The sequence below is a fragment of the Williamsia sp. Leaf354 genome, assembly GCF_001424365.1.
Classification (GTDB): domain Bacteria; phylum Actinomycetota; class Actinomycetes; order Mycobacteriales; family Mycobacteriaceae; genus Williamsia_A.
The window spans coordinates 313,784-327,406 of record NZ_LMPL01000005.1; the positions used below are offsets into that span (position 1 = coordinate 313,784).

Annotated in this window: 15 protein-coding genes; 8 read left to right on the forward strand and 7 right to left on the reverse strand. The window is 68.5% G+C overall.

From position 1 onward, the window contains the following. The first annotated feature begins 15 nt into the window (after positions 1 to 15). Genes ASG12_RS18150 through ASG12_RS18170 form a run of 5 tightly spaced genes read left to right on the forward strand, consistent with a single transcriptional unit; the run spans position 16 to position 3,878 of the window. Positions 16 to 744 (forward strand): SDR family oxidoreductase, encoded by a 729-nt coding sequence (locus ASG12_RS18150; RefSeq protein WP_055792723.1) that lies wholly within the window; start codon positions 16 to 18, stop codon positions 742 to 744. Beyond that, on the forward strand, positions 741 to 1,649 hold the full coding sequence (locus ASG12_RS18155; RefSeq protein ID WP_055792726.1) for an NAD(P)-dependent oxidoreductase: 909 nt from the start codon (positions 741 to 743) through the stop codon (positions 1,647 to 1,649). Before ASG12_RS18150 ends, ASG12_RS18155 begins: the two co-directional genes overlap by 4 nt. After that, positions 1,646 to 2,014, forward strand: coding sequence for a carboxymuconolactone decarboxylase family protein (locus ASG12_RS18160; protein WP_055792729.1), 369 nt, complete (start codon positions 1,646 to 1,648; stop codon positions 2,012 to 2,014). Before ASG12_RS18155 ends, ASG12_RS18160 begins: the two co-directional genes overlap by 4 nt. Next, entirely contained in the window at positions 2,011 to 2,634 is a 624-nt protein-coding gene (locus ASG12_RS18165) for a PaaI family thioesterase (RefSeq protein WP_055792732.1), read from the forward strand. The genes ASG12_RS18160 and ASG12_RS18165 overlap by 4 nt, the downstream gene beginning before the upstream one ends. Then, a complete protein-coding gene (locus ASG12_RS18170) occupies positions 2,631 to 3,878 on the forward strand; it encodes a cytochrome P450 (RefSeq protein WP_055792735.1) in 1,248 nt (415 codons plus the stop codon). Before ASG12_RS18165 ends, ASG12_RS18170 begins: the two co-directional genes overlap by 4 nt. Here the strand turns inward: ASG12_RS18170 and ASG12_RS18175 are convergent. After that, on the reverse strand, positions 3,866 to 4,150 hold the full coding sequence (locus tag ASG12_RS18175; RefSeq protein ID WP_055792737.1) for a DUF2277 domain-containing protein: 285 nt from the start codon (positions 4,148 to 4,150) through the stop codon (positions 3,866 to 3,868). The genes ASG12_RS18170 and ASG12_RS18175 overlap by 13 nt on opposite strands. A gap of 29 nt (positions 4,151 to 4,179) precedes the next feature. Next, positions 4,180 to 5,151, reverse strand: coding sequence for an NADPH:quinone oxidoreductase family protein (locus ASG12_RS18180; RefSeq protein ID WP_055792741.1), 972 nt, complete (start codon positions 5,149 to 5,151; stop codon positions 4,180 to 4,182). 40 nt (positions 5,152 to 5,191) lie between these two features. Between ASG12_RS18180 and ASG12_RS18185 the strand changes: the two genes are divergently transcribed. Further along, positions 5,192 to 5,857 carry a class I SAM-dependent methyltransferase gene (locus ASG12_RS18185; RefSeq protein WP_055792743.1) on the forward strand — a complete coding sequence of 222 codons (666 nt, stop codon included), beginning with the start codon at positions 5,192 to 5,194 and terminating at the stop codon, positions 5,855 to 5,857. 126 nt (positions 5,858 to 5,983) lie between these two features. Further along, entirely contained in the window at positions 5,984 to 6,784 is an 801-nt protein-coding gene (locus ASG12_RS18190) for a type IV toxin-antitoxin system AbiEi family antitoxin domain-containing protein (RefSeq protein ID WP_235457499.1), read from the forward strand. Positions 6,785 to 6,842: 58 nt separating this feature from the next. Here ASG12_RS18190 and ASG12_RS18195 read toward each other — a convergent pair whose 3' ends face one another. From ASG12_RS18195 to ASG12_RS18215, 5 genes are read right to left on the reverse strand one after another with little or no spacing between them, the layout of a single operon-like run. Further along, on the reverse strand, positions 6,843 to 7,691 hold the full coding sequence (locus tag ASG12_RS18195) for an LLM class F420-dependent oxidoreductase (protein WP_055792748.1): 849 nt from the start codon (positions 7,689 to 7,691) through the stop codon (positions 6,843 to 6,845). Between the two features lie 51 nt (positions 7,692 to 7,742). Further along, a complete protein-coding gene (locus tag ASG12_RS18200) occupies positions 7,743 to 8,855 on the reverse strand; it encodes a prenyltransferase (protein ID WP_045823780.1) in 1,113 nt (370 codons plus the stop codon). Positions 8,856 to 8,858: 3 nt separating this feature from the next. Continuing rightward, positions 8,859 to 9,572: a class I SAM-dependent methyltransferase gene (locus tag ASG12_RS18205; protein WP_055793823.1), complete on the reverse strand. Its 714-nt coding sequence runs from the start codon at positions 9,570 to 9,572 to the stop codon at positions 8,859 to 8,861. Continuing rightward, complete coding sequence (locus tag ASG12_RS18210; protein ID WP_055792751.1) at positions 9,559 to 10,824, reverse strand: glycosyltransferase family 4 protein; 1,266 nt, start codon at positions 10,822 to 10,824, stop codon at positions 9,559 to 9,561. The genes ASG12_RS18205 and ASG12_RS18210 overlap by 14 nt, the downstream gene beginning before the upstream one ends. Positions 10,825 to 10,873: 49 nt before the next feature. Continuing rightward, a complete protein-coding gene (locus ASG12_RS18215; RefSeq protein ID WP_055792754.1) occupies positions 10,874 to 12,559 on the reverse strand; it encodes an FAD-dependent oxidoreductase in 1,686 nt (561 codons plus the stop codon). A 285-nt stretch (positions 12,560 to 12,844) separates the two neighbouring features. Between ASG12_RS18215 and ASG12_RS18220 the strand changes: the two genes are divergently transcribed. Beyond that, on the forward strand, positions 12,845 to 13,609 hold the full coding sequence (locus ASG12_RS18220; RefSeq protein ID WP_055793824.1) for an acyl-[acyl-carrier-protein] thioesterase: 765 nt from the start codon (positions 12,845 to 12,847) through the stop codon (positions 13,607 to 13,609). Positions 13,610 to 13,623: the final 14 nt, after the last annotated feature.

The following is a 13,623-nucleotide window of genomic DNA, read 5'->3' on the forward strand; positions in this document are numbered from 1 at the left end:
AGAGAAGGACAATTCATGAGGTTCGAAGGAAAGACCGCCATCGTCACCGGAGCCGCGGGCGGTATCGGCGAGGGCTATGCGCGTGCACTGGCCGCCGAGGGTGCCAACGTGGTGATCGCCGACCTCTCCGACGAGGCGGGTGCGAAGGTCGCCGCCGACGTCGGTGGGCTCTACGTCCACACCGACGTCGCCGACGAGGATTCCGCGAAGGCACTGGCGCAGGCCACCCTCGACGAGTACGGCCAGATCGATTACCTGATCAACAACGCCGCCATCTACGGCGGCATGCAGCTCGACTTCCTCATCACCGTGCCGTGGGACTACTACAAGAAGTTCATGAGTGTGAACCTCGACGGGGCACTCAACGTGACCCGCGCGGTCTACGGCCACATGAAGCCGGGTAGCGCGATCGTCAACCAGTCCTCCACCGCGGCATGGCTCTACAGCGGCTTCTACGGACTTGCGAAGGTGGGCATCAACGGCCTCACACAGCAACTCGCGACCGAGCTCGGCGGTTCCGGGATCCGGGTCAACGCGATCGCGCCCGGGCCCATCGACACCGAGGCCACCCGCTCCACCACACCGGGCAAGATGGTCGCCGACATCGTCAAGCGGCTGCCGCTGTCGCGGATGGGCACGCCGAAGGACCTCGAGGGCACCTGCCTGTTCCTGCTGTCCGACGAGGCCTCCTGGATCACCGGGCAGATCTTCAACGTCGATGGCGGACAGATCATCCGGTCATGACCGCTGCAGATACGGACACGACGTTCCCCATCGGGTTCATCGGTCTGGGCAACATGGGTGCGCCCATCGCCCAACGATTCGTCGCGTGGCCGGGTGGCCTGGTGGTCTGCGATGCCCGACCCGAGGCGACGGAGAAGATGGTCGCAGCGGGCGCCACCGCCGTGGCGACGGCCGCCGAGGTCGCAGCGACCGCACGCGTCATCTCGATCACGGTCCTGAACGACGAGCAGGTGCGGTCGGTGATCACCGGGCCCGGCGGGATCCTGGAGACCGCGACCTCGGGGACGGTCGTCGCGGTGCACTCGACGATCGCCCCCGACACCGCCGTCGAGCTGGGCGAGATCTGCGCCGCCCACGGTGTCGATCTCGTCGACGCACCCGTCTCCGGTGGCGCACCCGGCGCCGAGCAGGGGCGCCTGGCGATCATGGTCGGCGGTCCCCGCGCCGCCTACGAGAGGGTCAAGCCGGTGTTCGCACTCGCGTCCGACATGACCATCCACGCGGGTGATGTCGGTGCGGGTACGCGGATGAAGTTGGCGCGCAACCTGCTCCACTTCATCTCCTTCACCGCGGCCACGGAAGCCAGTCGGCTCGCCGAGGCCGCTGGTGTCGACATCGTCAAGCTCGGCAAGGTCGTCCGACACACCGATGCGATCACCGGTGGTGCCGGCGCGATCATGTTGCGTGACAACACCGCACCCATCGCCGACGACGACTTCTGGCATTCGGTCTTCACCCACGTGCGCGGACTCGGCGAGAAGGACGTGGCTCTCGCGCTCGATCTCGCCGAGGAACTCGGCGTCGATCTCCCCCTGGGCCGTATCGCGCTCGAACGGCTCGGTGACGGACTCGGCGTCGGCCCCGGTGAGATCGCCGCCTCCCACCCGAACGGAGTTCCCCGATGACCGAGATGAGCGACCAGCGCCGCAAGGGCCTGGACAAGATGGCCGAGGTGTACGGCTTCGACCTGTCCGACGGACCCGGCGACTACTTCGCCCACACCGCCGACCACCTGTTCGGCGAGGTGTGGACCCGGGAGGGACTCACCGTGCGCGACCGTCGACTGCTCCTGCTCGGAGCGCTCGCGGCATCCGGCCTCGACGACGTCGCCGAGATCCAGGCCGGCGCCGCGCTGGGCAACGGGGAGCTGACCCCAGATCAGCTGCGTGAGATCGCGTTGTTCCTCTGCTACTACATCGGGTGGCCGCTCGGCACGAAGCTGAACTTCACGTTCGGCAAGGTCATCGGCAACTTCGAGAAGAACCGTTGAGGCAGTTCGTCTTCGAGGACATCACGTCCGAGGAGGTCGCCCGGCGCACCGGTGTCTACACTCCGCTGACCAATTCGGTACGCGAGTTGCTCGACGCCACGATTCGCACCGAGGTCGATCCCGACACCATCTGCGCGGCCGGTGAGCTGATCGACCGGGCCACCGAGATGCTGCGATCGGCGCAGAGCGACGGTCCGCACGGCGTGCGCTACACGGCCGACGGCACCGGGATGCCCTGGGGCAACCCGGCGATCGGGATCCGCAACGCGATCGCACCGCCGATGGTTGTGAAGCGTGAGGGCGATCACCGGCGCGTCGCCGACGTCGTCCTGGGCGCGGCGTACGAGGGACCGCCCGGGCTCGTGCACGGCGGGATCTGCGCCCTGCTGCTCGACCACATCCTGGGCGAGGCCGCGAGCGCCATGACCGGCACCCTGACACTGCGGCTCGAGCGGGCGACCCCGCTGGGGCCGGTTCATCTCGAAGCGGCGGTCACCGGGACGGACGGCCGCAAGAAGACCGTTCGCGGTTCGCTGTCGGACGCCGACGGCATCACCGTCACCGCCGAGGGCATCTTCATCATGCCCCGAACATTCGACGACCCGGAAGGATCCCCATGACCACTGATCTGCCCACCCGCTGTCCGTTCGGGGCCGGCTGGGACCTCACCGATCCCGCCCTGCTCGAGAACGGCATGCCCCATGCCGAATTCGCGCAGATGCGGCAGACGCGACGCATCTTCTGGATCGACCAGGATCCCGAGGTCGGTCCGTTCCGCGACAGCGGGTACTGGGTCGTCACCCGGCACGCCGACATCCGTGCCATCTCGAAGAACTCGGTCGACTTCTCCAGCAACACCCAGGGTGCGGTCATGCGACTGCCGGACATGATGACGCCCGAACTGCTCGAGTACACCGAGGCGATGTTGATCAACCACGATCCGCCCGAACACACACGCCTGCGCAAGGTGGTGTCGCGGCTGTTCACCCCGCGTGCGGTCAACGCGCTCCACGAGGTGCTCGATGCCCGCGCGCGCGAGATCGTCTCCGCCGCGATCGCCGGTGGCACCGGCAATTTCGTGGACGATGTCGCCGTGGACCTCCCGCTCTCGGCCATCGCCGATCTCATCGGGGTACCCGCCGAGGACCGGGAGAAGCTCTTCACGTGGACCAACGCCGTGATGAACACCGACGACCCCGACTACGGCGACATCGACGCCGCCGAGGCCAACGCGCAGCTACTGGGCTACGCCTACGCGATGGCCGAGGACCGCCGGAAGAACCCGGCCGAGGACATCATCACCACGCTGGTCAACGCCGACGTCGACGGGGAAGCGCTCGACGAGGCCGAGTTCGGCTTCTTCGTCATCCTCATCGCGGTGGCGGGCAACGAGACCACCCGCAACGCGATCACCCACGGCATGAACGCGTTCCTCGACCACCCCGAGCAGTGGGAGCTGTTCAAGCGCGATCGCCCCGCGACCGCCGCCGACGAGGTCATCCGCTGGGCGACACCGGTGCACTGCTTCCAACGCACCGCCATCAACGATGTGACGCTCGGCGACGTCACCGTCCGCGCCGGCGAACGGGTCGGGATGTTCTACAGCTCGGCGAATTTCGACCCCGAGGTCTTCGACGACCCGCGAACGTTCGACATCACCCGGAACCCCAACCCGCACCTGGCGTTCGGGGGCAGCGGCGCGCACTACTGCGTGGGCGCGAATCTGGCGCGGATGGAGGTCGACATCATGTTCAACGCCATCGCCGACCTCGCACCCGACATCACCAAACTGGCCGACCCCACCCGACTGCGTTCCGGGTGGATCAACGGTGTGAAGGCACTTCCGGTCGACTACCGCGGTTGACCGGCCGCGCGGGCGGCGATGCGCGCCTGCACCTCCGGCCGCCGCAGGGGTGGCACCGTGCGGGGCGGCTGGCGTCGGGCCGGCAGCGCGTCGAGCAGAGCGGTGGTCGCCGCGGTCACGGTCGCCACCGCCGTCTCGAAGGCCTCGGCGTTGGCCGGGGAGGTCTTGGCGATCCCGCTGACCTTGCGCACGTACTGCCGTGCCGCGGCCTCGATCTCGACCGCCGTCGCCGGTGGCTCGAGTCCGCGGAGCTCGGTGATGTTGCGACACATGATGTCTCCTGCCCCACTCAGAGGTGTGACTAGTCGGCGATGTGGATGACCGCCTTGCCGAGGATCTGCCCGTTCTCGAGGTCCGAGAGTGCCTGCGGCAGTTCGGCGAGCGGGTAGGTCCGGTTGACCGGCGGGCGCATGCCGTCGGCGATCATGGTGGTCAGCTGCTCGTGCAGCTCGGTCGGCAGGTTCGGGTGGGTACGCAGGTACTCACCCCAGGCCGCGCCAACGACCGCGATGTTGCGGAACAGCACTCGGTTCAACTTCACCTGCGGGATGCCGCCGGCGGCGAACCCGATGACGACGAACCGGCCGTCGGTGGCCACCTGCCGCAACGCCTCGTCGAACACCTCGCCACCCACGGGGTCGATCAGCACGTCGACCCCGGCACCACCGGTGAGCTCCTTCACGCGGTCACCCCACCCGTCGGTGAGGGACACGACCTCGTCGGCCCCGGTGGCCCGCAGCATCTCCTCGGCGCCGTTGCGGTGCACGATCGCGATGACCCGCGCGCCGAGTGCCTTGGCGACGGCGATGGTCGCCACGCCCACGCCGCCGGCACTGCCCAGTACACCGACGGTCTCGCCGGGCTGCAGGTGCGCACGTGTCTGCAACGCGAACAGGGCGGTCTGGAAGTTGATGCCGAGCGCCGCGCCCTCGTCGAACGTCAGTCCCTCGGGGATCGGCAGGAGCTGTGTGGGCGCCGCGGCGACCTTCTCGGCGAAGCCACCGACCACCGACATCACCAGCACCCGGTCGCCCACCGCGTACCCCGATCCCTCGGGCGCCTCGGCGACGACGCCGGCCACCTCGGTACCGGGCGTGAAGGGCGTGGGCAGGCGGAGCTGGTACTTGCCCTGCGACATCAGCAGGTCGGGGAAACACACCCCGCAGGATTTGATGTCGACGAGGACCTGCCCGTCAGCGGGGGTCGGATCGTCGACGTCGGTCAGCGCCAGCCCGCTCGGGCCGGTCTCGGAGTTGAGCACCTGTGCCTTCATGCGGGTAACCCTACGCGGGCTCCGCCGATAGGATCAGCGCATGACCACACCCCGTGTCGACGCCGGCGTCGCACCGACCGACGCCCAGATCGCCGCCGCCGACGCCGCCCCCGGCTTCATGCCCGCCGATGAGGCCATGGCCCTGTACGACGTTGCGCGACAGTATCTGTCGACGGACGACGCGGTGGGCATCGGCGTCGAGATCGGCACCTACTGCGGGAAGTCGACGGTGTACCTCGGCGCCGCGGCGCAACCCCTCGGCGCCACCGTGGTCACCGTCGATCACCATCGCGGATCCGAAGAACACCAGCCCGGGTGGGAGTACCACGACACCGCGCTGGTCGACCCGCACACGGGCACCCTCGACACCTCGGCGCGGTTCCGCCGCACCATGTTCGACGCCGGTCTCGAGGAGACGGTGATCGGCATGCTGACGCGGTCGACCACCGCCGCGCGGGTGTGGGGTCGCCCGGCGGACTTCGTGTTCATCGACGGCGGCCACAGCAGCGAGGCCGCCCAGGCCGACCTCGCCGCGTGGTCACCGTGGGTACGGGTCGGTGGCGCCCTGCTCATCCACGACGTGTTCCCCGATCCCGCCGACGGCGGTCGACCGCCGTTCGAGATCTACGAGAAGGCCCTCGCCTCGGGCGATTTCACCGAGGTCGGCGTCCACGGCTCACTGCGCGTGCTCGAGCGGATCCGCTGACCTCGCGACCGAGATCGTCCGTGGGGAGCGCCGCCTCCGGCATATAGCCGGAACTGCCCCCGTGCTCGGACGATCTCGGTGGATCCTCCGTGTCTCCCCCGGCGTCCAAGAGACATGGACCACGGAGTGTTCACCACCGCCCGACTTCTCCAGCTCGGGGCCACCGCATCCCAGATCCGCCGCGCAGTGCGTGTCGGCGACCTCGCCCGTCTCCGTCCGGGCTGGTACGCCCGAGCCGACGCAGACCCCGCCGTGGTCGCGGCCGTGCGTACCGGCGGCGTGCTCGGATGCGTCTCCGCGTTGCGTGCCCACGGAGCCTGGGTCGCTCCCGGTCACGACAGCCTGCACATCCGCACCAGCAAGAGCCTCCGCGGGTCCGTCTCCCGGAGCTGCCGCGGTGATGGACCGCCGGCACCCACCGAGTACGCGGTCGACCCCGTCGACGTCGCCCTCGGGTGCGCACTGCGATGCATGACCGATGAACACTGGATCGCCGCGTGCGATTCGGTGCTGGAATCGGGCCTCGCCCATCGCGCCGACATCGTGTCCGTTCTCGGTCCGCGTGGCCGGAAGCTGTTGGACAAGTGCGACGAGAGATCGCAGTCGGGCACCGAATCGCTTGTGCGCGTGCGGTTGCGCGCGCTCAACTTTGCCGTCATCGTGCAGCCGCGCATCGCCGGCGTCGGACGGGTCGATCTGCGGGTCGGGAGACTGCTCATCGAATGCGACAGCAAGTCGCACCACACCAGTCTCGAGAACTATCAGAAAGACCGGCACCGAGACCGCAACGCCCTCGTGCGGGGATGGCTGAAGATGCGACTCACCGACGACGACACGCTGTTCGGTTGGGAGGAGTCCCTCGAGGCGATCCGGGGCGTCACCCTGCCCGAACGGCACCGGATTCGCGGCAGAGATCGTCCGTGGTGAGCGCCGGCTCCGGCATATAGCCGGAACTGCCCCCTTGCTCGGACGATGTCGGTCGGTTCTAGGCGAGTCCCAGCTGACCCGCGCGCTTCGCCAGATAACCACGGGCGGTGTCGACGTCCTGGTCGGGGACGCCGTACAGCGCGAGCGTGACCCCGAGGTCGTCCCAGCGTGCGAGCTTCTCGGGATCGGGCCTGCCGTCGAGCGCGACGATCTGCGGCGTCCCGGTCCGCCCGTGATCGGCCCAGATCTTGTGGAGCAGGCGCACCGAGTCGTCGATGTCGGTGTCGGTGGGGGTGGTGAGCCAGCCGTCGGCGTTCTTGGCGATCCAGGTGAAGTTCTTCTCAGTGGCGCCGGCGCCGACGATGACGGGGACACCGGGCTGTTGAACGGTCTTGGGCCACGCCCAACTCGGCCCGAACTGCACGAACTCCCCGGAGTACTCGGCCTCCTCCTGCGACCACAGCGCACGCATCGCCTCGAGGTACTCGCGCAGCATCGTGCGGCGCCGACCGGCGGGCACGTGGTGGTCGCCGAGCTCGTCGAGGTTCCACCCGAATCCGACACCGAGGGTGACGCGGCCGTCGGAGAGGTGGTCGAGGGTGGCGATCTGCTTGGCGAGGGTGAGCGGATCGGACTGCACGGGCAACGCGACCGCGGTGCCGAGACGGATCCGCGTGGTCACCGCGGCGGCCGCGCCGAGCGACACCCACGGGTCGAGGGTGCGCATGTAGCGGTCGTCGGGCAGCGAGGCGTCACCGGTCTGCGGGTGCGCCGCGTCGCGGCGGGTCGGGATGTGGCTGTGCTCGGGCACGAAGTACGCGGCGAATCCCGCCTCCTCCACGAGCGGGGCCAGGACCGCGGGGCGCAGACCGCGATCACTCGTGAACTGCACGATTCCGTATTCCATCGGTCCTCCGGAGTCCGCACCCGTCAGCTTGACGCGCGTCTGGACACCAGTCTAGGCAATTGTGCAGTCGCAGGAAAGACCGGGTACGTCGCCGGCCGAGACGGTGACGTCGCGCAGCGGATCGGCGTCGCGGAAGATGCCGTTCGCGGCCGATGTACGGCTCAGCGCATCCGCGGCGAGCACCACCGCCGCCGAGGTCCAGCAGCTCTTCTCCACCGGCCACCGCTTGCCGTCGGAGAACACCAGACCCGTCCAGTAGGAACCGTCGGGGTCGCGCAGGTGCTGCATGTCGGCGAACAACCGGCAGGCGTCGGCGTCGTCACCCAGACAGTTCATCGCCAACACCAGCTCGCACGTCTCCGCGCCGGTCACCCACGGACGGTGGTCGACGCACCGGATGCCGAGACCGTCGACGACGAACTCGTCCCACCTCTGCGCGATGAGCTCCTGGCCCGCCCGCCCGCGCACCGCGCCTCCCAGCACCGGGTAGTACCAGTCCATGGAGTGATCCGACGGCGGCAGGAAGTGACCGGTGTGCCGGCGCAGCGCATGCCCGAGTCGCATCTGCGCATCGCGCCAGGCCGGGGCCGGCTGACCGACCGCCTCGGCGATGAGTGCGGCGCATCCGAGCGCCTGATGGATGCTGGCGCTGCCGGTGAGCATCGCCGATTCGAACACGCCGTCGGCGAGACCGAACTGCCCGCCGGTGTGCGGCAGGGGATGCCCGCCGCCCCAGTACATCTGGCCACTCGGCGCCTGGAAGCGCAGCACCAGTTCGATCGCCGCCCACACCGTCGGCCACATGTGGTCGAGGAACGCCCGATCACCGGTGATGAGGTGGTGATGCCACACCCCGACGGCGATGTAGGCGCAGAAGTTCGCGTCGGTGTTGGGATCGGCGACGCGACCGTTCACGAACTTGATGGGCCACGACCCGTCCGGGCGTTGGGTGCGCCGCGACCACTCGTAGGCCTTCTCGGCCTCGGCGAGCATTCCCGTCACCGACAGAGCCATCGCCGACTCGATGTGATCCCAGGGGTCGGTCTGGCCGCCGGGGAACCACGGGAGTGCGCCCGACGGCTCCTGCATCGCGGCGATCGCAGCACCGGTCTCGAGGCACTGTTCGGAGGTCAGGACGCCCGGTACCGAAGGTGTCCGGGCCATACCTCAGGCGGGTTTCGTGAGGTACAGGACGACGGACTTGCCGACCAGCGGGTTGAGCGCACGCTCGGCGACCCGCGTGAGCGCCGGGGCACTCATCATGTCCCACACCAGCATCCGGTGATAACCCTTGACCAGCGGGTTGTCGTTGTTCTCCACACCGACAGCACATTTGAGCCACCAGTACGGCGCGTGCAACGCGTGACGGTGGTCGGTGCCGGTCACCTGCAGGCCGGCGGCGCTGAGCTTGTCGGCGAGTTCGGAGGCACGGTAGATACGCACGTGCCCGCCCTCCACCTCGTGGTAGGCGTCGGAGAACGCCCAGCAGATCTTCTCCGGCCAGTACCGGGGCACGGTCACCGCGGCGCGACCGCCGGGCTTGAGGATGCGCACCATCTCGGCCATGGCCTCGGTGTCGGCGGGTACGTGTTCGAGGATCTCCGACATCAGCACGACGTCGAAGCTGTTGTCGGCGTAAGGCAGATGCAGCGCGTCACCGACCTCGGTGCGCGCCTTGGCCGACGCCGGGACCTGCTTCTCGGCGATCATGGCGTCGAACATCTCCGACACCTCACCCATGTCCGACTCGGACTGGTCGAAGGCGATGACGTCGGCACCGCGCCGGAACATCTCGTAGGAGTGGCGTCCCTGGCCGGCACCGATGTCGATCGCCGTGGTTCCCGACGTCACGCCGAGGCGGTCGAAATCAACTGTCAGCACGAGCATCTCCTGTTGTCTTCGCGGCTATCGCACGCGTGTAGTGGGCGGCGGTCCGCGCGGCGACGGCGGACCAGCTGTAGCGCGACTGCACCCGGGCGCGCCCTCCGGCGCCGAGCCGGGTCCGCAGGGCGGGGTCGTCGAGCAGTCGTCCGATCGCCGACGCGAGGGCGCCGGAGTCCATGGGCGGCACGTGCAGTGAGGCCTCGCCGTCCGCGCCGGCGACCTCGGGGATCGCCCCCGCGGTGGTGACCACGAGGGGCGTTCCGCAGCTCATGGCCTCGATGACCGGCAGCGAGAACCCCTCGTAGAGCGACGGCACGCACGCGACCTCGGCCGACGAGATCAGTTCGCCCAGTTCGGCGTCGGTCAACCCCGACACCACCGACACGCGGTCGGCGATCGCCAGATCGTTGATCATCCGCGCGCTCGGACCCTCGGGGTCGAGCTTCGAGACCAGAACCAGCTCGACCGCGCGCTCGGCCCCCAGCTTGCCGACCGCCTCGAGCAGGTACGACACCCCCTTGAGCGGGGCGTCGGCACTCGCGACACACACCACACGACCGGCAGCGCGCTCTCCACGCGGCCGGAAGATCTCGGTGTCCACGCCGAGCGGGATCGTCTCGATGACACCGGGTTCGATGTCGAAGGCCTTGCGGATGTCGACCTCGCTGCTCTTCGACACCGTGAGCAACGCAGGGATCCTCCGCGAGACGCTGCCCTGCATGCGGGCGAAGGCATGCCAGCGGATCGCGGTCAGCTTCCGCCATCCGCGCGCGGCCTTCACCGCGAGCGTGCGGTCGCGGGTGATCGGGTGGTGGATGGTCGCGACGACGGGAAGCCCGCGGCGCTGGATGTCGAGCAGACCCCAACCGAGACACTGATTGTCGTGCACGACGTCGAAATCATCGCGGCGCGCCTTGAGGATTCGCGCCATCCGCAGGCTGAACGTCAGCGGCTCGGGGAAACCGGCGGTCCACATCGTCGCCACCTCGAGCACGTCGATCCAGTCGCGGATCTCGCGCGGGCGCGGGGTGCGGAACGGGTTCGGCTCGCCGTAGAGGTCGAGGCTGGGCACCTTCGTCAGGCGCACGCCGTGGTCGAGTGCGACCGCGTCGAGGTCGGGGTAGGGCTGACCGGAGAACACCTCCACGCTGTGGCCGAGAACGGCGAGTTCACGCGCGAGATGGCGGACGTAGACGCCCTGGCCACCGCAGTGGGGTTTGCTCCGGTAGGACAGCAGAGCGATGCGCACGCACGACCCTCTCTCTGGTGGAAGTCTTTTCTCGGATGGGGCGGGGCGATCAGCCCGCCGCGGCGCCCTCGAGCTCGTGGACCCGCACGAGTTTCACCCGGCGGCGGCCTGCCTCGCGTCCCGCGGACTTCTCTGCGGCGTCGATGCTCTTCCATCCGCTGCCGTCGATACGATTGGCGCCGCGACCGGACACGAGCTCGGCGATCTTGTCACGCGGTGACGACGGCTCGGCCAACACACCCTCGGTGAAGTCGGCGAGCACCGCGAGCGCGGTCTGCTGACCGTCGAGGCGGTTCATGCCGATACCACCGGTCGCGCCGCGCTTGATCCATCCGGTGACGTACACCCCGGGAAGCACGTCTCCGTCGACCTCGGCGAGCACGCGTCCCTCGGTGTTGGGGACCACGCCGTGTGCATCGTCGAACGGCAGATCGGTCACCGGGACCCCGCGATATCCGATGGCGCGCATCACGATCGAGGTCTCGATGTCGAAGGTCTCCTCGGTCGGGGTGACCCCGACCCGCTCACCGTCCACGAGGGCATTGCGCACGCAGACCAACTTCGAGACCGCACCCGCCTCACCCTCGGCGCCGTCGGCACTGAGTTCCACCGGCGACACCAGGTAGCGGAACACCACGCGCTTGGCCGCGCCGGTCTCGCCGCGCTCGGAGAACTCGCGGGCGATCCGGATCTTGGCCGCGATGGTGGAGTCGAGCGACCCGTCGGACAGGCCCTGCTCCGACGCGGCGTCGAGGGTGAGCTCGGCCGGATCGATGACGACGTCGACGCCGGGCAGGTCACCCATCGCGAGGAACTCGGCGTTGGTGTACGCCGCCTGGGCGATGCCGCGGCGACCCAGCAGCACGACCTCGGTGACGTTGCTCGTCCGCATGCGCTCGATCGCGTGGTCGGCGATGTCGGTCTTCGCCAGGGTGTCGGGGTCGGTCAGCAGGATGCGCGCGACATCGAGGGCGACGTTGCCGTTGCCGACGACCACCGCACGTTCGCTCGACAGGTCGAAGTCGAGATCGGCGTAGTCGGGGTGGCCGTTGTACCAGGCCACGAACTCCGTCGCCGGGATGGACCCGGGCAGGTCCTCGCCGGGGACACCCAGCTTCTTGTCGGTCGACGCGCCGACGGCGTAGATGACCGCCGAGTAGTGGCCGAGAAGCTCGTCGTGGGTGACGTGGGTACCGACCTCGACGTTGAGGAAGTACTCGAAGGTCTTCTTGTTCGCGGTCGCCGCGAACTGCTTCTCGACACCCTTGGTCGAGGGGTGATCGGGCGCGACACCGGCGCGCACCAGTCCGTACGGGGTGGGAAGACGGTCGAACATGTCGACGCGGACCGCGGAGTGACGCACCAGTTCCTCGGCGGCGTAGAACGCGGCGGGGCCGGCACCGATGATCGCGACGTGGAGTTCCTTGCCCTGCGGCAGCGGCGGCTGCTTGCGCGGGGGCACCAGGCCGCCGGACACGTCGTGGTCGGTGTAGTAGTCGGCGTTGATCTGCAGGTACCGCTCACCCTTGGTGTCGAGCTGGTCGTCGGGGAAGATCGCCTCGACCGGACATTCGTCGATGCACGCGCCGCAGTCGATGCAGGTGTCGGGATCGATGTAGAGCATCTCGGCGGTGACGAACTCCGGTTCGTCAGGTGTCGGGTGAATGCAGTTCACCGGACACACGGAGATGCAACTGGCATCGTTGCAGCACGGCTGTGTGATCACATGCGCCATGAGAGTCTCGACCTCGGCTCGCTCGCCACGCGCCCACCCGAGGTGGAACGTGTTCTAGTTGTATGCGTTTTGTCCACTGTAACCGGGGCCTGCAAGCAGGCCTGAACACCGGTCCGTGTCCCCGTTGAGCCTATGCTCCGAGGGTCGAGCAGGGCGTGCCGAGGGTCACAAGACACTCCTGGCCACGCCCATCCCCCAGCGGTGAAGAAGGTGTTCTGCGTGACCGAGGCCCCCCACGACCCCGCGAGTGCCGCCACCGGGTCGGGATATCCGTTCGATCCCGAACTGGCCGATCGACTGGCCAAGGCGCAATACTTCGAGGCCTCCTACCGCGTCCGGACCGGCGACGTCGACCAGGAGATGCGTGTGCGTCTCGACGGCGCCGCCCGCTACCTGCAGGACATCGCCAACGACAACATCGAGGCCACCGACTTCCACGACTCCGATCCGTTCTGGATCGTGCGTCGCACGGTGATCGACGTGATCGAGCCCATCACCTGGCCCGCCACGGTGACGCTGCAGCGCTGGTGCGGCGCGTTGTCGACCCGGTGGACCAACATGCGGGTGCGGATCACCGCCGAGCACGAGACGAACCGGTTCAACCCCGAGATGCGTCCGCCGGGTCTGATCGAGACGCAGGCGTTCTGGATCAACGTCAACGATCAGGGGATGCCGTCCCGCATCACCGACGAGGCGTTCGAGAAGCTGGCCGAGATGACCGACGAGCACCGGCTGCGGTGGAAGACGATGCACCCGGTCCCGCTGCCCGACGACGACGGCACCGACCGCATCCACGTGCTGCGCAGCACCGATTTCGATCCGTTCAAGCATCTGAACAACGCGGCCTACTGGGAGGCCGTGGAGGACGAGTTGATCGATCACCCCGACCTCGTCGGGCGACGCCACCGCGCGATCATCGAGTACCTGCGTCCGGTGACGCCGGGCGCGCAGATGACGCTGCGACGTCGTCGTGTCGGCGACGAGTTGCTGATGTGGCTCATCGTCGACGCCCACGTCGCGGCGACGGTGAGTGTCACCGCGGCCGTCTGAGCCCGGTCAGGTGA